This window comes from Pseudomonas sp. MONT-RG-20F-20-E-7-02 (assembly GCF_022662395.1).
GTDB lineage: Bacteria > Pseudomonadota > Gammaproteobacteria > Pseudomonadales > Pseudomonadaceae > Aquipseudomonas.
The window spans coordinates 410972-430999 of the sequence record NZ_JAKNQN010000004.1; the positions used below are offsets into that span (position 1 = coordinate 410972).

Sequence of the window (20028 nt, forward strand, 5' to 3'; positions counted from 1 at the left end):
GCCGTTTTTTATTGGCTCAGTGCCGGGTGCCGAGCAATTCAATCTCGAACACCAGCGGCGTATACGGCGGGATCAACTCGCCGGCACCGTCGGCGCCGTAGGCTTGGGCCGATGGAATCACCAGTCGCCATTTCGCGCCTACGGGCATTTGTTGCAGGGCACTGCTCCAGCCGCTGATCACGCTGCCCAGGCGGAACCATTGCGGCTGAGTGCTCTTATCGAAGACGGTCCCGTCGGGTAAACGACCCACGTAGTTCACTTGTACTTCATCAGTGGCCAGCGGCTTGCTGCCACTGCCAGGCTTCAGCTCTGTGAGCAGGATGCCATCCGCGAGTTCACGTACGCCATCTGCGGCTTTTTCCTTGGCCAAAAATTGCTGCTCTGCAGCCAGTGCTTTTTCGCTTTGCGGCGCCTGCGCGTCGGCTGCGTTTTGTGCTTCGTGCTCGGCGAGAATTTGCTCGATGCGTGCGTTATCCAGTGCCAGTGGCTTGCCCTGATAGGCTTGTTTAAGTCCGTCGATCAGGGCCTGGATCTGCAGGTCCGGGACCTCTTGGCGCAAGCGTTCGCCGAGGCTCGCCCCCAGGCTATAAGCGAGATCATGTGGGTCTTGGGCAGTGGTTTTTGGCGGCGATTGTTCACCCGCATTGGCCGCGCAAACCGCCAAGCCGAGCACTAGAAAAAGGTAACGCGACATAAGCATTCTCCCGCCGAAAGTGCGACGGATTATGCCAGTGTGAGTGCGCAAAAAGTGCCGCAGTTTTTTGTTATATCGATAAGAATTTACTCACGGTGCAACGCAAGGCAAACGATACTGTCAACATGCCCTAGCGGCGGTAAGAGCAGAGGGCTAGTATGAGCCGCACCCACGTCAGCCAGGAGGTAAACCATGTCGGCCAAACAGAAGCCTGTAAATACCCCGTTGCATTTACTCCAACAACTTTCGGGCAGCTTGCTCGAACATCTGGAAAGCGCGTGTTCCCAAGCCTTGGCCGATGCAGAAAAACTGCTCGCCAAACTGGAAAAACAACGCGGTAAAGCGCAAGAAAAGCTGCACAAATCCCGCACCAAACTGCAAGACGCCGCGACTGCCGGCAAGGCCAAGGCTCAAGCCAAAGCCAAAGACGCTGTCAAAGAACTTGAGGACCTGCTCGACGCTCTCAAGGATCGCCAAGCTGAAACCCGTACCTACATTTCCCAACTCAAAAAAGATGCTCAGGAAAGCCTGAAACTGGCCCAGGGCGTTGGTCGTGTGAAAGAGGCCGTGGCTAAAGTATTGGGCGCGCGTACGCCAGCTAAAGCTGCTGCCAAGCCAGCTGCTAAAACCGCTGCTGCAAAACCAGCCGCCAAGCCAGCCGCTAAAACCGCTGCTGCAAAACCAGCCGCCAAGCCAGCTGCTAAAACCGCTGCTGCAAAACCAGCCGCCAAGCCAGTTGCTAAAACCGCTGCTGCGAAACCAGCCGCCAAACCAGCTGCTAAAACTGCTGCTGCGAAACCAGCCGCCAAACCAGCTGCTAAAACTGCTGCTGCGAAACCAGCTGCCAAGCCAGCCGCTAAAACTGCTGCCGCAAAGCCCGCTGCTAAAACTGCTGCTGCAAAACCAGCCGCCAAGCCAGCCGCTAAAACTGCTGCCGCAAAACCAGCTGCCAAGCCAGCCGCTAAAACTGCTGCTGCAAAACCAGCTGCCAAGCCCGCTGCTAAAACTGCTGCCGCAAAACCAGCTGCCAAGCCAGCCGCTAAAACTGCTGCTGCGAAACCAGCTGCCAAGCCAGCCGCTAAAACCGCTGCTGCAAAACCAGCTGCCAAGCCGGCCGCTAAACCAGCTGCTGCGAAACCAGCTGCTGCCAAACCAGCCGCCAAGCCAGCCGCCGCCAAGCCTGCACCGGCCAAGCCAGCAACTCCAGCAGCTCCGGCTGCTACCCCCGCAGCTTCCACCGCTCCAACCGCATCGGCCAGCAGCACACCTGCACCGGTAGCGCCAAGCACCACCCCAACCAGCGCTTCCTAAGTGCTGGTGGCCATGACGCGCAGCAACTGCAGCGCGTCATGGTCAAGGTTGGCGGCTTCGGTCGCCAAGCCTTCAAGCCATCCTTGTTGACCCTCGCTTTCTCCGATCGGCCATGTGTGCGCCAGCGCTTCCAGGCGCGTCAGCAACTGCCGTTCAGCTTCCAATTCCAGGGCTTTGACCCGTTCGCGTAACGCCGCCAATTGCGCATCCTGCTGCGCCATGGCTCGCCATTGCTCGCGCACCTGCCGTAAGGGTTCGACCACTTCTTTCTGCCACGGCTGGGCAATGCGCTGCAGTGCCTGCATGCGTTCGGGTGTCGACGCCACACCGCGCTGTTCAAGCCACGCGCCACAGAGCAACAGGCATACATCCGCGCCTTGCGCCTGCAGGCGCAGGCAAGCGACTTCGCACCCTGAGCGGGCGTAAGTCGAGAGGGCAAAGCTCCACAGGTCAGCGCACATATTCACACCCAAGCCAGCGGCCAACGAAGCTGGTAGACTCCGCCGCCATTATGATCCGACTTCAAAGCCTAACATTACAGCGTGGCCCGCAACGTCTTCTTGAAGACGCCGAGCTGACCCTGCACGCCGGTCACAAAGCCGGCCTGATCGGTGCCAATGGCGCCGGCAAATCCACGTTGTTTGCGCTGTTGCTGGGCGAGCTGACCCCGGATTCCGGGGATTGCCTGCTGCCGGCCGACTGGCGCATCGCCCATATGCGCCAGGAAATCGACACCCTGGACCGCATCGCGATCGACTACGTGCTCGATGGCGACCTGCGTCTGCGCCAGGTGCAACACGACCTTGCCGAGGCCGAGAAAGCCCAGGACGGCGCCGCCCAGGCCCGCCTGCACGCCGAACTCGACAGCGCCGACGGCTACACCGCCGACGCGCGTGCCCGCAAGATGCTCGCCGGCCTTGGGTTTACCAACGAGCAGATGGATCGCCCGGTCGCCGACTTCTCCGGTGGCTGGCGCATGCGCCTGAACCTGGCCCAGGCACTGATGTGTCCGTCGGACCTGTTGCTGCTCGACGAACCGACCAACCACTTGGACCTCGATGCGATCCTGTGGCTGGAAGACTTCCTCAAGAGCTACCCGGGCACCTTGCTGCTGATTTCCCACGACCGGGATTTCCTCGACGCCGTGGTCGACAACATCGCCCACGTCGAACAGAAGAAAATCACGCTCTACCGTGGCGGCTACACTGCGTTCGAACGCGCGCGTGCCGAGCGTCTGGCCCAGCAGCAACAGGCCTTCGAGAAGCAGCAGGCGCAGCGTGCGCACATGGAAAGCTACATCGCCCGGTTCAAGGCCCAGGCCACCAAGGCCCGTCAGGCCCAGAGCCGAATCAAGGCGCTGGAGCGCATGGAAGAGCTGTCGGCAGCCCACGTCGATTCGCCGTTCGACTTTGTGTTCCGCGAGTCGGTGAAGATCTCCAGCCCGTTGCTGGACCTGTCGGATGCGCGCCTGGGTTATGGCGACAAAACCATCCTGGAGAAGGTCAAGCTGCAGCTAACGCCGGGTGCGCGCATCGGTTTGCTCGGCCCTAACGGTGCGGGCAAGTCGACGCTGATCAAGAACCTGTCGGGTGAGTTGCAACCCCTGGCCGGCCGCCTGACCCGGGGTGAGAACCTGGTGGTGGGCTACTTTGCCCAGCATCAGTTGGACTCCCTCGATTCCAAGGCCAGCCCGCTGTTGCACCTGCAACGTTTGGCGCCGACCGAGCGCGAGCAAACCCTGCGCGATTTCCTCGGCGGTTTCGACTTCCGTGGCGCGCGTATCGATGAGCCGGTGCTGAATTTTTCCGGTGGCGAAAAGGCCCGACTGGCCCTGGCGTTGATCGCCTGGGACCGGCCGAACCTGTTGCTGCTCGACGAACCGACCAACCACCTGGACCTGGAAATGCGCCTGGCGCTGACCATGGCCCTGCAGGAATTCAGCGGTGCGGTACTGGTGGTGTCTCACGATCGCCACCTGCTCAAGAGCACCACCGATAACTTCCTGCTGGTGGCCGACGGCAAAGTCGAAGAGTTCGACGGCGACCTGGACGACTACGCACGCTGGCTGACGGATTACCGCCTGCGCAACGCGCCGACCAGCAACACGCCGGTCAACCCGGACAAAACCGACAAGAAGGCCCAGCGCCAAGCCGCCGCCGCACTGCGCCAGCAGTTGGCACCGCACAAGCGCGAAGCCGACAAGCTGGAAGCCGAGCTGGGCAAGGTGCACGAGCGCCTGGCCAAGATCGAAGCCAGCCTGGGCGACAGCGCCGTGTACGAGGCCGCGCGCAAGGACGAGCTGCGCGACCTGCTGGCCGAACAAGCCAAGCTCAAGGTGCGTGAAGGGCAGTTGGAGGAAACCTGGATGGAAGCCCTCGAACTGCTCGAAAGCCTGCAAGCGGAGCTGGAGGCGCTGTCCTGATGGAGGCGCTGCAGCTGCCGTTGCCCACCCAGTGGGTCGAGCCTGCCTGGGTCGGCGTGCAAATCCTGCTGATCCTGCTGGCCGGTTATCTCGCTCAACGCTTCGTCGCCAAGGGCCTCACTCGCCTGGGTGAGCGCTACCCATTCCCGCCGCAACTGCTGATGCCCCTGCGTGGCGGCCTGCGCTGGCTGATCATGGGCAGCGCGCTGATCTTCGTGCTGGGTCGCCTCGGTGTGTCCGCCACAGTGTTGTGGACGGCGCTGTCGGGGTTTGTCGCGGTCGCCGCCGTGGCGTTCTTCGCCATGTGGTCGGTGCTGTCCAACCTGTTGTGCGCCATTCTGATTTTCACTGTCGGGCCATTCCGCCTCGGTGACATCGTCGAACTGGTGGATACCGTCGACAAACCCGGCGTAAAAGGCCGGGTGGTGGCAATCAACCTGCTCTACACCACGTTGATTGAAGTCGAAGAAGCAGGATCCGACAGCGCGATGGTGCAGGTGCCTAACAGCTTGTTCTTCCAGCGCTCAGTACGGCGTTGGCCCGGCACCCACGTGTTTCCGGGTGACCGCTGACATCCCGGTCGATTAAAAATAGATAGCCAGCCTTTGGGCGGTGGAGTTAGCTTTAGGCACAACCGCTAACTCTCCCCCTGAGGTGTGTAATGGCACTCGACACATGGCTGGCCTTTTTCCTGGCCAGTTGGATCATCTCCCTTTCCCCCGGCGCCGGTGCCATCGCTTCGATGTCCAGCGGCCTGCAATACGGTTTCCTGCGCGGTTACTGGAATGCGATTGGCCTGCAACTGGGCCTGGCGATGCAAATTGCCGTGGTCGCGGGTGGCCTGGGTGCCATTCTGGCGGCGTCTTCGAATGCGTTCTATGCGATCAAATGGTTTGGCGTGGCGTACCTGGTGTACCTGGCGATCAAGCAATGGCGTGCCCTGCCCATGGACATGAGCGAGGACGCGGCGATTCGCCCGATCGGCAAACCGCTGGCGATGATGTTCCGCGGGTTCCTGGTCAATGCGAGCAACCCTAAAGCCCTGGTGTTCATGCTGGCAGTGCTGCCGCAGTTCGTGGACCCGCACGCGCCGCTGCTGATCCAGTACCTGATCCTGGGTGCGACCATGATCAGCGTCGATATGATCGTGATGGCGGGTTATACCGGGCTGGCGTCGAAGGTCTTGCGCCTGTTACGTACGCCTAAGCAGCAAAAACGCATGAACCGTACGTTTGCCGGGTTGTTCGTGGGGGCTGCGGGTTTCCTGGCCAGCTTGCATCGCGCAACGACCTAAGACTGACGAAACCGGATAAAAATGTGGGAGCTGGCTTGTCGGATCGCCGCACCGCTGCGATAGCATCACCCAGGTGTAACTGATACACCGCGGTGTCTGCATCGCCGGCAAGCCAGCTCCCACATTTGTTTTGTGTCGCTCTTGGAATCTCGGTTCAGCGCAAAATCTTCGGCGCTTCATCCCTCGGCAGGTTATTGCGCAACGCAGGCTTGCCGGGGTCTTGATAGCCGCCGCCCAGCTGCTCCGCCAGTTGCCGCGCCACATCCTCACCCAAGGCTTTCGACACTTCCTTCACCACGCGCGGCCGGTTCAGGCTCACGCGCACATCGCGGCTGTTCACCAGCTTGGTGTCCTGGCCTTCGCCCATGGCGGTAAACGCCGAGGTGATCTCGAAGGTGCGGGTGTTGATCAGGCTGAAGTCCGCCACCAGTGTCAGGCCCAGTACGGCCGAGTAGCTGTTGGTGTGGTCCAGGGCGTTGATGTCCTGGGTGAAGTCGATGTCTGACAGCGTGCCGTACAGCACGTAGTCTGCGCCCTTGAAGTTGCCGGCCTTGATGCGCTTGATCACGTCATACACGTCGCCCTTGGCGTCGGCGGTATAGGGCGTGCCTTGCACCAGCTGAAACTGTTGCGACTTGAGAATCTCGCCCTTGATATCACCGCTGAATTTACGCAGTTCAGTCTGTTCGATGTAACTGGTGCGGCTCTCGTACTCGCTGTAGTTCGACGCACCACTGGCGTGATACGTGCTGGCCAGGAAGTTGTTGCTGGCCGAGACCGCGTGGATGTATTCCTCGACCCGCGCCTCGTAGGCAAGGTCAGTCACCGCGATCTTCGGGGCGGCCGAGGCGCCAAAGGCGCACAGCAGGCCGATCATGCCGATCCATGCACGCATTGCTTAGCGCTCCGTGGTTTTGCGGATTTCTTTCTCGTCCATCCATTCGGCCAGGCCGCTCTCGACGTCGATCAGCTGCAGGCTGAACTTGTAGAACACGTCCTTGTAGTCCGCGCTGCGCTTGACGATGGAGCTGATCGAACCTTCCAGGCGGTACTTGGCGGCCACCATGTTGCCGGTCTTGCTGACGGTCGACTTCTTGTACAAGCCGCTCTGGTTCTGCAGCTTCAACTGGTCGACCTGGCTCTGCATGTCGGTGTTGTCACTGGCGAAGCGCGCGGTGCCGGTCTTCATCAGCTGGGTCTTGATCGACGTGGTGATCTCGCGGGTGTCGATGTACTCGCTGGTCTTGTTCTTCACGTCGTACACCTGCACCACCGGGCGGCCTTGCAAGATGCCGGATTGGGCCAGGGAGCGGGTCATGCTTTCGGCGATCATCTGCAGGTCGGTGGAACCGAACTCGTTGGTCACCAGTTCCACGGCCTTGGTGTCGCCGTAGCTGATGTTCTTGCCGCCGAGTACCGGCGAGGTGTTGGAGCAGCCGCTGGCGAGGAGGGCAACGACGGCGATAATCGAGAAGCGTGCAAACATGGGGAAATCTCTCTGAATACGGATTGAGCCGCGGCTCAAGGGGTTTTCACTTCAAGGCGGAAGTCTGCGGCCTGGGGCAGGTTGGCGATTGCCGGCAGGAAGGTCGCCTGGTTGGCGTACAGGTTCAGCACTTTCCAGGTTTCTTCATCGCCTACCGGGAAGCCGTCGGCACCCAGCCAGGCGAAGCGGTAATACATCATCTGGTTGCTGCTGGTGATGTTGCTCAACTGCACCTTGGCCGTGAGGAAGCCGTTTTCACGGGCGACACGAATGGCACCGACGGCGATGCCTTTGAATTTGCCCATCACCACGATTTTGCTGGCGGCGCTGCCGGGCTCTGGCGGCGGTGGGGTGGCGCAGCCCGCGAGCAGGACCAGCGCCAGGGCGCCGAGGATGAAATGACGCATAGCGTGTTCCTTAAGGTTGTTTGAGGGCGATGGCTTGAGTGGAAGTGCTCGGCACTACATGGGCCGCGAGGCCGCCAGCGAATACTTGGTTGCCGACCACGCGCAGGGTGATCACCTGGTAGCGCTGGTCGGCCTTGACCGTTACCAGCGTGCCGCCCAGGGCGTTGGGCAGGCTGACCTGATGGTCGCCGTGCTTGAGGCGCAGGCGCGTCACTTGGGTCATGTCCGGCAGGGTGCGCCAGGTGCGGGTGTCGGCGCCTTCGGTCACGGCCGAGGCGATGCCCAGCACCAGGCCTGCCATGGGGTTGGTCTTGTTCAGATTGTTCTGCGCAATGCCTCGGCTGACGGCACGTACCGTGGTGCGCAGGATGATCCCCGGCATGTCGTCACGCAGGGCGCGGCGCGACATGGCGGTGGTGCTGTTGAGTGCGGTGAGGTTCTGCTGCTTGCCATCCACGCCGATCTGGGCAAATGGTGGGGTGGAATTGTCGGCCTTGATCACCGGGAACGACAGTGGCGTAATCACAAAGTGGCCGTCGATCGGGATCGGCAGTGGCAGGCGAATCGAATCACGCGCAGGTGCCAGGCCGCTCTGGACCACGATCAGCACGTCAGTCTCATCGGCGCCGACCGTGGATCTGTCCAGGTCGAGCAATGCCTGTTCCAGCAGCGGTGTGTTGGGGCGCAGTTCGGCGGCCTTGCGATAGCCGGGCGCAGCCAGGTCTTTTTCGCCCAGGGCTTCGTAGACAAAGCCTGCCAGGTAATGGCTGAACGCACTTTGGTAGCTGTTTTTCAGGCCGATCACTTCCGGCGCGTTCAAGGTTTCAACCGGGTAGCCGCGCAGGTCCTTGAGCTGGGTGGTGACGCCTTGGCGCTCGGCTTCGTTTTCGCGCTTGAGGTATTCCTTGTCACGCAGGTCGGCGATCACGGCTTCGCGTTCGTGGGTTTTCTTGATCTCGGTGCGGGCGCCGTCGAAGTCATTCAGGGCCAGCAGGTTCAAGGCCATCTGGGTGGTCAGCATGACTTTTTCGTAGTCATAGCCTTCGTAACGACGCACTTTGTCGTTGACCATGAAGCTGCCGAATTGGGCGAGGTATTTCTCGCTGTCGAACTTGACTGACTCTTCCCACTTGTAGACTTGCAGGTCGGCGCTGCGCCAGGCGGTCTGGCTGCCGGTGAGGTCGCCCTTGGCCCGCAACAGCTCGCCCTTTTCAAAGAAATAGAGCAGGTCCTTGTCTTCGCTGGTGTTGTTTTTTTCCAACAGGGTCAGGGCGCCGTCGACATTGCCGGTGGCCAGCTGCTGGTTGGTGGCTTGCAGCTCAGTGTCGTAGCTGCGGAACATCGAGCAACCGGATAATAAGGTCACCACCGCGAGTGCGAGCGGGGTTAGGGCGCGAAAAGCCATTTAAACGTCTTCCCTGAAAGTAATCAGCTGATGCTCTAATTCCTCATAAGAAAGAGGAAATAAATTCCCTTTCGCAATAACAGGGCGCGGCATTATAGGCACCGAGACTGGCAAAACAATGGCTTTTTGCTTTGATGTGATCGTCAAGTGCCACCATCGCTGTTTTCGAAATGAGTCATCCTTTCCACGCGAAATCATTAACGCCTTGAGTCAAACGTTTTAACGATAAACAATGTGTTACTTCGCATTTCCACTTGAGATTCATTCATGACTGCCCCCTACCGTTTTCTCGCCTGGCTGCTGCTGCCAGCGTTGATGTTGTGCAGCGTCAACCTGCTGGCTGCGACTGCCGAGGGCGCCCCGCAAGCCCTGCATTTGCTGGATTACATCGGCGCTGACTACCCTCCGACGGTGGAGGCGGGCGAGGTGGTCGATGAGTCTGAATACCGCGAACAATTAGAGTTTCTCGGCGTGTTGCAGGGCCTGGTGGCTGAACTGCCGCAAAGGCCGGAGCGTGTGGAGCTGGTCAAGGGCGTCGATGAATTGTTAGCGGCGGTAACCGCTCGCCAGGAGGGCACGACAGTCGCCCGCCAAGCCCGCCAATTGGGCGCCAAGCTCGCGGTGGCGTATGAAGTCAGCCAGGCTCCGGCGATCACACCAGACCCCGCGCGTGGCGCGCCGCTCTACGCCCAGCATTGCTCGGTGTGCCATGGCACTGCCGGCGCGGGTGATGGTCCTGCGTCAACGGGCATGACGCCGCCGCCTGCTAACCTGCGCGACGCGGTGCGCCTTGATCGCCTTAGTCTTTATGCGATCTACAACACCCTCGGCCTGGGCGTCGAAGGCACCGACATGCCATCCTTTGCCGATCAACTGGATGATCGTCAGCGCTGGGACCTGGCAACCTATATCGCCGGCTTCACTGCCGACCCGGCCGCAGCAAACAGCGCACAACCTTTCAACCTCGCCGACCTGGCGCGCCAAACCCCCAATGAAGTGCTGGCCGCTGACGGCCCGGCCGCGGCCGCCACATTCCGCGCCCAGCGTGCGCAACCGCCGCAGGTCAAGCGTGGCCCGGCGCAGTTGCTCGACTACACCGCAACGACCCTGGACAAAAGCCTCGCCGCCTTCCGCAACGGTGATCACGAACAGGCTTATGACTTGTCGGTAGCGGCTTACCTGGAAGGTTTCGAGCTGGTGGAAAGCTCGCTGGATAACGTTGACGCCAACGTGCGCAAGGACACCGAGAAAGCCCTGATGGCTTACCGGCAGTCATTGCAGGACGGCCTGCCGATCGAGCAGGTGCAGCAGCGCCTGGACGTGGCCAAGGGTAAGCTCACTGAATCGGCCGGCTTGCTGGGCAGTGATGGCTTGAGCTGGTCGTTGAGCTACATCTCCGGCTTGCTGATCCTGTTGCGCGAAGGCCTGGAAGCGATCCTGGTGCTGGCGGCCATCCTGGCGTTCCTGCGCAACACCGGCCAGCAGTCGGCAGTGCGCAGCGTTAACGTCGGCTGGGGCCTGGCGCTGTTGGCTGGCCTGGCGACCTGGGCGTTAGCGGCGTATGTGATTGACGTCAGCGGCGCCCAGCGCGAATTGCTTGAAGGTTGCACGGCGCTGTTCGCCAGTGTGATGGTGTTGTGGCTGGGCGTGTGGATGCACGATCGACGCCACGCAGCGGCCTGGCAGGATTACATCAAGAGCAGCCTGGTGGGCGGCGGCGGGCGGTTCGGCTTTGCGATGCTGGCGTTCTTCTCGGTGTACCGCGAGTTGTTCGAAGTGATCCTGTTCTACGAAACCCTGTGGTTGCAGGCAGGCCCCGCCGGGCACAACGCGGTGCTGGCCGGTGGCGCCACGGCGCTGGTGCTGCTGGTGGGCCTGGCGTGGGTGATCCTGCGCGGTTCGGCGAAGCTGCCATTGGCGTTGTTCTTCGGCATCAACGCGGCGCTGTTGTGTGCGCTGTCGGTGGTGTTCGCCGGGCATGGCGTGAAGGCGTTGCAGGAAGCCGGCATCTTCGGCACGCGACCGGTGGCGTTCTTTGACTTCGACTGGCTGGGTATTCACGCCGATGCCTATTCGTTGAGTGCGCAGGCCTTGGCGATCCTGGCAATTGTGGTGCTGTATGGCCGCAGCCGCCTGGCGGAAAAACGCCGCGTGGCAGCATGACGATGCGCGTTTGGATCGATGCAGATGCTTGCCCGCGCGCAGCCAAGGACCAAGTCGTGAAGTTCGCCCTCAAGCGCCAGTTCGACGTGGTGCTGGTGGCGGGGCAGAGTCAGATCAAGCCGAGTTTTGCCTGTGTGAAACTGATCGTGGTGCCCAGCGGCCCGGACGCGGCGGATGACTACCTGGTGGAGCACGCGGTGCCCGGTGAGCTGGTGATCTGCAGCGATGTGCCGCTGGCCGACCGGCTGGTGAAGAAGGGCGTGACGGCCCTCGATCCTCGGGGAAAGGAATTCAGCCCGGCGAACATGAGTGAGCGGCTGGCGGTGCGTAACCTGTTCACCGACCTGCGTGAGCAAGGCCAGATGGGCGGCGGCCCGCCGCCCCATGGGGAAAAGGACAAGCAGGCGTTTGCCAATGCTCTGGATCGGATTCTTACGCGGTTGATGCGCCAGGCCTGATTTTGTGGCGAGCGGGCTTGCCCCGCGTTGGGCGGCGAAGCCGCCCTAAAACCTACAACCGCGCGCTAACTGACTGACTGCGCCGCCTGAATTGGGGCTGCTGCGCAGCCCAACGCGGGGCAAGCCCGCTCGCCACAACAAACCTGCTCGCCACAACAAGCCCGCTCGCCACTGAACGACCGCTGGCCACAATTAGTCATTCTCATGAGTCAATTCGAGCACGCGATCCACCAGCTTATTGATACCTGACGCCACCTCACTGATGCGCTTGCCGAGCATGTAGGCCGGGGTGCTCACCAGTTTGCGCGCGGTGTCTTCGACAATATCCTCAACCCCGCATTCCTGGTGAGTGGCGCCCATCTTGTCGAGGGCCGCGGCGGTGTCGGCGCAGTTGCCAATGGTGCAGGTCACGCCGGGGCCGTAGATCTTTGCAGCCAGCGCCGGCGAGATGCAGATCAGTCCCACCGGTTTGCCCGCTTCGGCAAAGGCCTCGGCCAGCGCCAGTACTTGCGGGTTGACGCTGCAACGCGCGCCTTCCACGGCAAAGTTCGACAGGTTCTTCGCCGCGCCAAACCCGCCGGGCACGATCAGCGCGTCGAAGTCTTCGGCACTCGCCTGCGCTATATCCTTCACTTCGCCGCGAGCAATGCGTGCCGATTCCACCAGCACATTGCGTGACTCGGGCATCTCTTCGCCGGTGAGGTGGTTGATCACGTGGTGTTGCGCGATATCCGGCGCAAAACATTGGACCTGAGCACCACGCTGATCCAGGCGAAGCAAGGTGATTACGCTTTCGTGGACCTCTGCGCCGTCGTACACGCCACAGCCGGAAAGGATCACTGCAATCTTTTTGCTCATGAATATTTCTCCCTATTTCGTGGCGTTAAATGTCTACTAATTTGTCACCTGTTGCCAATGGGATATCACGTCGCTGCACCTAATCTTGATGTAACAAAAATAGACCGGACTAGCCCATGGACTTCGTGCCTTACGCGGTACCGTTTTTCATCGCCTTGATCGTGGTTGAGCTGCTGGCAGACCGCTGGCGCGGCGAGCGCAATTACCGGGTGGCGGATGCCATCAACAGCCTCAGCACGGGTGTGCTGTCCACCACCACGGGCTTGCTGACCAAAGGCGTGGGGCTGCTGACTTACGCATTCGCCCTCAAGCACCTGGCGCTGGTCGAGCTGCCGGCCGAGAGTGTGTGGACCTGGGTGTTCGCCTTCGTGTTCTACGACTTCTGCTACTACTGGCTGCACCGCTGCGGCCATGAGCGCAACATCCTGTGGGCCGCGCACTCGGTGCATCACCAAAGTGAGGACTACAACCTCACCACCGCCTTGCGCCAGACCAGCACCGGGTTTCTGCTGAGCTGGGTCTTCTACTTGCCCCTGGCCGTGCTCGGTGTGCCGCTGGTGGTGTTTATCAGCGTAGCTTCGCTCAATCTTCTGTATCAATTCTGGGTGCACACCCGCCACGTGCCCAAGCTCGGCTGGTTCGAGTGGTTCTTTGTCACACCGTCCAATCATCGGGCTCACCATGCACAGAATGCTCTCTACATGGATCGCAACTACGGCGGGGTGTTCATTATTTGGGACCGTCTATTCGGCAGCTTCCAGGAAGAAGACGAAAACGAACCGGTGATTTTTGGCGTGACCACGCCCTTGGCCAGCTGGAACCCGCTGTGGGCAAACCTGCAGTTTTATGCCCAGCTGTGGAGTGACGCGCGACGTACCGAGCGTTGGTGGGACAAGCTGCGCATCTGGTTCATGCGCACCGGCTGGCGCCCGGCGGACGTGAAGGCCAGGTACCCGCTGGCCAAGCCCGACTTGAGCCAGTTCCGCAAATTCGAAGTGCCGTTGGATGCGCGCCAGCAGGTTTACATTGCCCTGCAATTTGCCGCGTATGTGGGGTTTGGCAGCTATTTGATGAATTTCGGCGAAGGGCTGCCGACGGCGGCCTTGGTCTTGGGCTGGAGTGCGATGGCACTGGGGTTGTTCACGTTGGGCGTCGCCCTGGAAAACCGCCCCTGGGCGCTTAAGGCCGAGCTGGTGCGCCTGGGGCTGAATGTGCCACTGGTGTGGCTGGCGCCGCTGGTCGGGCTGTGGCCGGCCAGCAGTTTGGGCTGGCTGGGCCTGGTGAGTTACAGCTTGCTCAGCGTGATCGGACTCTACTGTTGCAGGAGCCGGATTACTCGATTGGCGTCTTAGGCGCGTCGATCCTGGCGGGCTCGGCGAGCTGTTCCGCCGCCAGCCGGGCCTTGGCATCCTCGCAGGCCTGGCGGGCAATGCGCGCGTTCTTGAAGCGGCGACGCAGCCACAGGGCCAGGCCCAGCAACAACAGCGCGCCCAACACCCACAGCTCATATTTCTTGATGCTGCCGAGCATGCCTTCCAGCACCGCGCCAAAATGGTACGCCGCAGCGCCAAGCGCTGCTGCCCATACTGCCGCGCCAATGCCGTTGAGCAGCAAATAGCGCAAAGGCGGATAACCGGACAAGCCAATCGCCACCGGCATCACGGTGCGCAGCCCGTAGACGAACCGGAAACTCAGCACCCAGATGTCCGGATGCTTACGGATATGTTCCAGCGCTTTGTCGCCCATCAACTGCCAGCGCGGCTTGCGTGCCAGCAGTTTGCGCCCGTGTTTGCGCCCCAGGAAGTACCACAGCTGGTCGCCGGCATAGCTGCCGCAAAAGGCAACGACCACCACCAGGTTGATATCCATGTATCCACGGAACGCCAGGAAGCCTGCGAGAACCAAGATGGTCTCGCCTTCGAAGAAGGTGCCCAGGAAGAGCGCAAAGTAGCCGAAGTCATGCAGAAATTGTTGAAGCATGGTCTGGGGTGCTGGCGAAATGAACGCGCAGCCTACGCCTTCGTGAACATTCATGAAAGTATCGAGATGTGTCACGAAGTGAACAATTCCTACATAAACGACGAATGCGACTACAGGTCGCATCGATAAGCACAACTGTCATTCCTTCGTCATAATGGCCGCTTATAACTGCAACGCTCGCCCGTAAACGCGGGCTCAGGAGTCTGTCGTGAGCTTTACCCCTGCCAATCGCCTGTTCCCCGCCACCCGTCTGCGCCGCAATCGCCGTGATGATTTTTCTCGCCGCCTGGTACGTGAAAACGTGCTGACGACGAACGATCTGATCCTGCCGGTGTTTGTGCTGGGCGGTGAAAATCGTCGGGAAGCGGTGGCGTCGATGCCGGGTGTGGAGCGTTTGACCATTGATCTGCTGCTTGAAGAAGCGGCGAATTGGGTTGAACTGGGGATTCCGGCGCTGGCGCTGTTCCCGGTGACACCGTCTGAACTCAAGTCCCTTGACGCTGCCGAAGCCTGGAACCCGCAAGGCATTGCCCAGCGTGCCACCCGCGCGCTGCGTGAGCGCTTCCCGGAACTGGGGGTGATCACCGACGTGGCGCTGGACCCGTTCACCACCCACGGCCAGGATGGCATTCTTGATGAAGACGGCTATGTTCAAAACGACATTACCGTCGATGCGCTGGTCAAGCAGGCGTTATCCCACGCAGCCGCAGGCGCCCAGGTCGTCGCGCCGTCGGACATGATGGACGGCCGCATCCAGGCGATTCGCGAAGCCCTGGAACTGGCCGGCCACGTCAATGTGCGGATCATGGCCTATTCGGCCAAGTACGCCAGCGCCTATTACGGCCCGTTCCGCGATGCGGTGGGCTCGGCGCTGAACCTGGGCAAGGCCAACAAGGCTTCGTACCAGATGGACCCGGCCAACAGCCATGAAGCCCTGCACGAAGTGGCGGCCGACCTGGCCGAAGGCGCCGACATGGTGATGGTCAAGCCCGGGATGCCGTACCTGGACATCCTTTGCCGGGTCAAAGAGGAATTCAAGGTGCCGACCTTTGTCTATCAGGTCAGCGGTGAATACGCCATGCACATGGCCGCGATCCAGAATGGTTGGTTGAGTGAAGGGGTGATCCTCGAATCCCTGACTGCCTTTAAACGTGCTGGCGCCGATGGCATTCTGACTTACTTCGCCGCCCGCGCTGCCCAATTGCTTAGAGAGCAACAATAGCCCTCACAGGAACACTCGATGAATACCGAAGGACTCTCAGAAGTTGCCGTAAAAGACGCTCACCCGGTGGTGGAACAAGTCACCGAAACGCCGCCTGAAATGGAGCCGGCACCGCCTGCCGTGGTGGCCGAGGCGCCCGCGCCGGCCCCGGTAGCGGCGGTGACCAACCTGGATGACAGCAGCCTGTACATCCACCGCGAGCTGTCGCAACTGCAATTCAACATCCGCGTGCTCGAGCAGGCGCTGGATGAGTCCTATCCGCTGCTGGAACGGCTGAAATTCCTGCTGATCTTCTCCAGCAACCTGGACGAGTTCTTCGAGATCCGCGTTGCCGGCCTCAAAAAGCAAATCACCTTCGCCCGCGAACAAGCCGGCGCCGACGGCCTGCAGCCGCATCAGGCCCTGGCGCGCATCAGCGAGCTGGTGCATGGCCATGTGGACCGCCAATACGCGATCCTCAACGACATCCTGCTGCCGGAACTGGAAAAACATCAGGTCCGCTTCATCCGTCGCCGTCACTGGACCACCAAGATCAAGACCTGGGTGCGCCGTTACTTCCGTGACGAGATTTCCCCGATCATCACGCCGATCGGCCTCGACCCGACGCACCCGTTCCCGTTGTTGGTGAACAAGAGCCTGAACTTTATCGTCGAGCTGGAAGGCATCGACGCCTTCGGTCGCGACTCCGGCCTGGCGATCATCCCGGCACCGCGCCTGTTGCCACGGATCATTAAAGTACCGGAAGAGGTGGGTGGCGCTGGCGACAACTATGTATTCCTGTCGTCGATGATCCACGCGCATGCCGACGACTTGTTCCAGGGCATGAAGGTAAAAGGCTGCTACCAGTTCCGCCTGACCCGTAACGCCGACCTGGCACTGGACTCCGAAGACGTCGAAGACTTGGCCCGTGCCCTGCGCGGCGAGCTGTTCTCACGCCGCTACGGCGACGCGGTGCGACTGGAAGTGGCAGACACCTGCCCTAAACACCTGTCGGACTACCTGCTCAAGCAGTTCAACCTGGCCGAGTCCGAGTTGTACCAGGTCAATGGCCCGGTCAACCTGACGCGCCTGTTCAGCATCACCGGCCTGGACAGTCACCCCGAGCTGCAATACACGCCGTTCACGCCGCAGATCCCGAAACTGCTGCAAAACAGCGAGAACATCTTCAGTGTGGTGAGCAAGCAGGACATTCTGCTGCTTCACCCGTTCGAGTCGTTTACCCCGGTGGTCGACCTGCTGCGCCAGGCCGCCAAAGACCCGCACGTTCTGGCCGTGCGCCAGACGCTGTACCGCTCCGGCGCCAACTCGGAAATCGTCGACGCACTGGTCGACGCCGCGCGTAACGGCAAGGAAGTCACCGCGGTGATCGAGTTGCGTGCACGGTTCGACGAAGAGTCCAACCTGCAACTGGCCAGCCGCCTGCAAGCGGCCGGTGCGGTGGTGATCTACGGCGTGGTCGGCTTCAAGACCCACGCCAAGATGATGCTGATCCTGCGCCGCGAAGCCGGTGAGATCGTGCGTTACGCGCACTTGGGCACCGGCAACTATCACGCCGGCAACGCCAAGCTCTACACCGACTACAGCCTGCTGACCTCCGACGACGCCTTGTGTGAAGACGTCGGCAAGCTGTTCAGCCAGTTGATCGGCATGGGCAAGACCTTGCGCATGAAGAAGCTGCTGCACGCGCCGTTCACGCTCAAGAAGGGCATGCTCGACATGATTGCCCGCGAGACCCAGTTCGCCCTCGACGGCAAGCCGGCGCACATCATCGCCAAGTTCAACTCGCTGACCGATCCGAAGATCATCCGCGCGCTGTACAAGGCCAGCCAGTCCGGTGTGCGCATCGACCTGGTGGTGCGCGGCATGTGCTGCTTGCGCCCGGGCATTGTCGGCGTGTCGCACAACATCCATGTGCGCTCGATCATCGGTCGCTTCCTGGAGCACACGCGGGTGTTCTACTTCCTCAACGGCGGCGAGGAGCAGATGTTCCTCTCCAGTGCCGACTGGATGGAGCGCAACCTCGATAAGCGGGTGGAAACGTGCTTCCCGGTGGAAGGCAAGAAACTGATCATGCGCGTCAAGAAGGAGCTGGAAAGCTACCTGACCGACAACACCCACAGCTGGAGCCTGCAATCGGACGGCCGTTACGTGCGTAACACACCAACCGGCAACCAGAACCCGCGCAGTGCACAGGCGACGTTGCTGGAGAAGTTGGGTAGCCCGATTCTGGCGGTGAACTAAAAGCCTGCGCAGATCCAATGTGGGAGCGGGCTTGCCCGCGATAGCGGTAGGTCAGTCAAAGATGCATTGACTGATACTCCGTCATCGCGGGCAAGCCCGCTCCCACAGTTGTTTTTGCAGTGTTCTTTAGATCGGCTTAGCGCAGGTTCAGGCTAAACCCCACCCGCGTCAGCCATTCCGCTTCCTGGGCGAAGTCCGCCTGGGTCAGCTGGTTTTCGTCCAGCCAGCCTTTTGGGAATACCACGTCCAGGCTGTCGCCGTTGGCGCGCAGGGTCACCTGGGGCATTTCCTGGGTGCCACGGATGTGGTGGAACAGAATCGCAAAGCGCAGCAGCACGCACAGGCGAATCAGCTTGATACCTTCGTCGCCGAAGTCGGCAAACTTGTCCTTGGGGATGTTGCGGCGATGGCCGCGCACCAGCAGGGCGAGCATCTGTTGGTCTTCGCGGGAGAAACCGGCGAGGTCCGAGTGCTCGATCAGGTAGGCGCCATGCTTGTGGTAATGGTAGTGGGCGATGTCCAGGCCCACTTCATGCACCTTGGCGGCCCAGCCGAGCAGCTCGCGCCACACGCCGTCTTCCAGCTCCCAGTCCTCGGCCACCTGGTCGAACGCGTGCAGGGCTTTGCGCTCCACACGGGCGGCCTGTTCCAGGTCGACGTGATAACGCTCCATCAGCGAGCTGAGGGTGCGCTCACGCACGTCTTCGTGGTGATGACGGCCCAGCAGGTCGTAGAGCACGCCTTCGCGCAGGGCGCCGTCGCAGTGGTCCATGCGTTGCAGTTCGAGGGCGTCGAAGATCGCCTCGAGAATCGCCAGGCCGGCCGGGAAAATGGTGCGGCGGTCGGGTTTGATGCCGTCAAAGTCGATCTTCTCGGCATCGCCCAGCTTGAACAGTTTGCGCTTGAGCCACGCCAGGCCTTCGGCGTTAACCTCACCGGTGCCATGGCCGCCGGCCTTGAGGGCCAGGCCGATAGCGCGGATGGTGCCGGACGAGCCGATGGCTTCATCCCAGGTCAGGCGGTGCAGGGCGTGTTCGATGCTCATGATCTCCAGGCGCGCCGCCGTGTAGGCCTGTGCATAGCGCGCCGGGGTGATCTTGCCATCCTTGAAGTAACGCTGGGTGTAGCTGACGCAACCCATCTGCAGGCTTTCGCGCAGCAGTGGCTCGAAACGCTGGCCGATGATGAATTCGGTACTGCCGCCGCCGATGTCCGCCACCAGGCGTTTTCCGGGGGTGTCGGCCAGGGTGTGGGACACGCCGAGGTAAATCAGGCGCGCTTCTTCACGGCCGGAAATGACTTCTACCGGGTGCCCGAGGATTTCCTCGGCGCGGCGGATGAAGTCGCCACGGTTGCGGGCTTCTCGCAAGGCGTTGGTGCCCACGATTCGCACAGCGCCCAAGGGCATGCCGTTGATCAGCTGGGCAAAACGCTTGAGGCAATCGAGCCCGCGCTGCATGGATTCTTCATTGAGCTGGCGCTCGTCGTCGATCCCGGCAGCCAGTTGTACTTTCTCGCCGAGCCGCTCAAGGATGCGGATTTCGCCGTTCTGGGCCTTGGCCACGACCATGTGAAAGCTGTTGGAGCCCAGGTCGATGGCGGCGATCAGGGACAGATTCTTGGCTTGGGATTGCGGCATGGTTTGGGGGTCTCGGTCGATAACCCGACCATCGTGCCACGATCGACCGCTGGCGCCAACGCGTTGTGCTTCAGTAATTGCCGTGAGGCTGGCTGTAGGGAATTCTCGTGGGAAATGTAGGGCGGGTTTGTAAGCAATAGTCGAATAGGGCTTTCGAGGCTGTAGGAGTAGCTAACCACGCTCCATTGTAAGACCTACTCAGAATTTGCTTACAGTAAGCGAGTAAATGGACTCGGCGTTATTTGCTTTTGTACCACCCGATCATCGGGTTAGAGGGACAATTTGTTTATATGCCTCCTACAGCGACTGTTGTGTTGTCTGATTCTTTAGTCAAGTGCCAAAGCGACAGACTGTCACCCGGCAATTTTGCCTGGTGGTATTTATTTATTGTTATGCATGTCCCGGAAGATAAACAATTGGGCGATGGAGTCGCCAAACACAAATAAAG

18 protein-coding genes are annotated in these 20028 nt (G+C 60.9%); 9 read left to right on the forward strand and 9 right to left on the reverse strand.

Annotation, left to right across the window (positions count from 1 at the left end):
• Nucleotides 1-16: 16 nt before the first annotated feature.
• On the reverse strand, nucleotides 17-694 hold the full coding sequence (locus tag L8I05_RS14815; protein ID WP_242169786.1) for an FKBP-type peptidyl-prolyl cis-trans isomerase: 678 nt from the start codon (nucleotides 692-694) through the stop codon (nucleotides 17-19).
• A gap of 192 nt (nucleotides 695-886) precedes the next feature.
• Between L8I05_RS14815 and L8I05_RS14820 the strand changes: the two genes are divergently transcribed.
• Nucleotides 887-2005 (forward strand): AlgP family protein, encoded by a 1119-nt coding sequence (locus L8I05_RS14820; RefSeq protein ID WP_242169788.1) that lies wholly within the window; start codon nucleotides 887-889, stop codon nucleotides 2003-2005.
• On the opposite strand, the gene L8I05_RS14825 is transcribed toward L8I05_RS14820, so the two are convergent.
• Nucleotides 2002-2466 carry a TIGR02444 family protein gene (locus L8I05_RS14825; RefSeq protein WP_242169790.1) on the reverse strand — a complete coding sequence of 155 codons (465 nt, stop codon included), beginning with the start codon at nucleotides 2464-2466 and terminating at the stop codon, nucleotides 2002-2004. The genes L8I05_RS14820 and L8I05_RS14825 overlap by 4 nt on opposite strands.
• Nucleotides 2467-2516: 50 nt before the next feature.
• Between L8I05_RS14825 and abc-f the strand changes: the two genes are divergently transcribed.
• The 3 genes from abc-f to L8I05_RS14840 all read left to right on the forward strand — a co-directional run bounded on the left by abc-f (nucleotide 2517) and on the right by L8I05_RS14840 (nucleotide 5721).
• Entirely contained in the window at nucleotides 2517-4427 is a 1911-nt protein-coding gene (abc-f, locus tag L8I05_RS14830; RefSeq protein ID WP_177017760.1) for a ribosomal protection-like ABC-F family protein, read from the forward strand.
• Nucleotides 4427-4999, forward strand: coding sequence for a mechanosensitive ion channel family protein (locus L8I05_RS14835; RefSeq protein WP_159960888.1), 573 nt, complete (start codon nucleotides 4427-4429; stop codon nucleotides 4997-4999). The genes abc-f and L8I05_RS14835 overlap by 1 nt, the downstream gene beginning before the upstream one ends.
• Before the next feature lie 89 nt (nucleotides 5000-5088).
• A complete protein-coding gene (locus L8I05_RS14840; protein WP_197626404.1) occupies nucleotides 5089-5721 on the forward strand; it encodes a LysE family transporter in 633 nt (210 codons plus the stop codon).
• A gap of 154 nt (nucleotides 5722-5875) precedes the next feature.
• Here the strand turns inward: L8I05_RS14840 and L8I05_RS14845 are convergent, their stop codons facing one another.
• From L8I05_RS14845 to L8I05_RS14860, 4 genes are read right to left on the reverse strand one after another with little or no spacing between them, the layout of a single operon-like run.
• Nucleotides 5876-6616, reverse strand: a complete 741-nt coding sequence (locus tag L8I05_RS14845; protein ID WP_242169792.1) for a penicillin-binding protein activator LpoB — start codon at nucleotides 6614-6616, stop codon at nucleotides 5876-5878.
• Nucleotides 6617-6619: 3 nt separating this feature from the next.
• On the reverse strand, nucleotides 6620-7207 hold the full coding sequence (lpoB, locus tag L8I05_RS14850) for a penicillin-binding protein activator LpoB (RefSeq protein ID WP_159960883.1): 588 nt from the start codon (nucleotides 7205-7207) through the stop codon (nucleotides 6620-6622).
• 35 nt (nucleotides 7208-7242) lie between these two features.
• Nucleotides 7243-7614 (reverse strand): YcfL family protein, encoded by a 372-nt coding sequence (locus L8I05_RS14855; protein WP_008439304.1) that lies wholly within the window; start codon nucleotides 7612-7614, stop codon nucleotides 7243-7245.
• Nucleotides 7615-7624: 10 nt separating this feature from the next.
• Nucleotides 7625-9019 carry a hypothetical protein gene (locus L8I05_RS14860; RefSeq protein WP_242169794.1) on the reverse strand — a complete coding sequence of 465 codons (1395 nt, stop codon included), beginning with the start codon at nucleotides 9017-9019 and terminating at the stop codon, nucleotides 7625-7627.
• 267 nt (nucleotides 9020-9286) lie between these two features.
• Here L8I05_RS14860 and L8I05_RS14865 point away from each other — a divergent pair, with 267 nt between their 5' ends.
• On the forward strand, nucleotides 9287-11182 hold the full coding sequence (locus L8I05_RS14865; RefSeq protein WP_242169796.1) for an FTR1 family protein: 1896 nt from the start codon (nucleotides 9287-9289) through the stop codon (nucleotides 11180-11182).
• A gap of 2 nt (nucleotides 11183-11184) precedes the next feature.
• Nucleotides 11185-11640, forward strand: a complete 456-nt coding sequence (locus tag L8I05_RS14870) for a YaiI/YqxD family protein (RefSeq protein WP_159961681.1) — start codon at nucleotides 11185-11187, stop codon at nucleotides 11638-11640.
• 192 nt (nucleotides 11641-11832) lie between these two features.
• Here the strand turns inward: L8I05_RS14870 and elbB are convergent, their stop codons facing one another.
• The gene (gene elbB, locus L8I05_RS14875) at nucleotides 11833-12498 is read right to left on the reverse strand and encodes an isoprenoid biosynthesis glyoxalase ElbB (RefSeq protein WP_159960877.1); all 666 of its coding nucleotides are present in this window, start codon (nucleotides 12496-12498) and stop codon (nucleotides 11833-11835) included.
• Between the two features lie 116 nt (nucleotides 12499-12614).
• Between elbB and L8I05_RS14880 the strand changes: the two genes are divergently transcribed.
• A complete protein-coding gene (locus tag L8I05_RS14880; RefSeq protein ID WP_242169798.1) occupies nucleotides 12615-13850 on the forward strand; it encodes a sterol desaturase family protein in 1236 nt (411 codons plus the stop codon).
• On the opposite strand, the gene L8I05_RS14885 is transcribed toward L8I05_RS14880, so the two are convergent.
• The gene (locus L8I05_RS14885; RefSeq protein ID WP_242169799.1) at nucleotides 13831-14478 is read right to left on the reverse strand and encodes a DedA family protein; all 648 of its coding nucleotides are present in this window, start codon (nucleotides 14476-14478) and stop codon (nucleotides 13831-13833) included. The two genes, L8I05_RS14880 and L8I05_RS14885, sit on opposite strands and share 20 nt — an antisense overlap.
• Before the next feature lie 208 nt (nucleotides 14479-14686).
• Between L8I05_RS14885 and hemB the strand changes: the two genes are divergently transcribed.
• Both hemB and ppk1 read left to right on the forward strand, forming a co-directional pair.
• Nucleotides 14687-15700, forward strand: coding sequence for a porphobilinogen synthase (hemB, locus tag L8I05_RS14890; RefSeq protein WP_242169801.1), 1014 nt, complete (start codon nucleotides 14687-14689; stop codon nucleotides 15698-15700).
• Between the two features lie 18 nt (nucleotides 15701-15718).
• Nucleotides 15719-17941, forward strand: coding sequence for a polyphosphate kinase 1 (gene ppk1 / locus L8I05_RS14895; RefSeq protein ID WP_159960869.1), 2223 nt, complete (start codon nucleotides 15719-15721; stop codon nucleotides 17939-17941).
• 136 nt (nucleotides 17942-18077) lie between these two features.
• Here ppk1 and ppx read toward each other — a convergent pair whose 3' ends face one another.
• Nucleotides 18078-19580, reverse strand: a complete 1503-nt coding sequence (gene ppx / locus L8I05_RS14900; RefSeq protein WP_242169804.1) for an exopolyphosphatase — start codon at nucleotides 19578-19580, stop codon at nucleotides 18078-18080.
• Nucleotides 19581-20028: the final 448 nt, after the last annotated feature.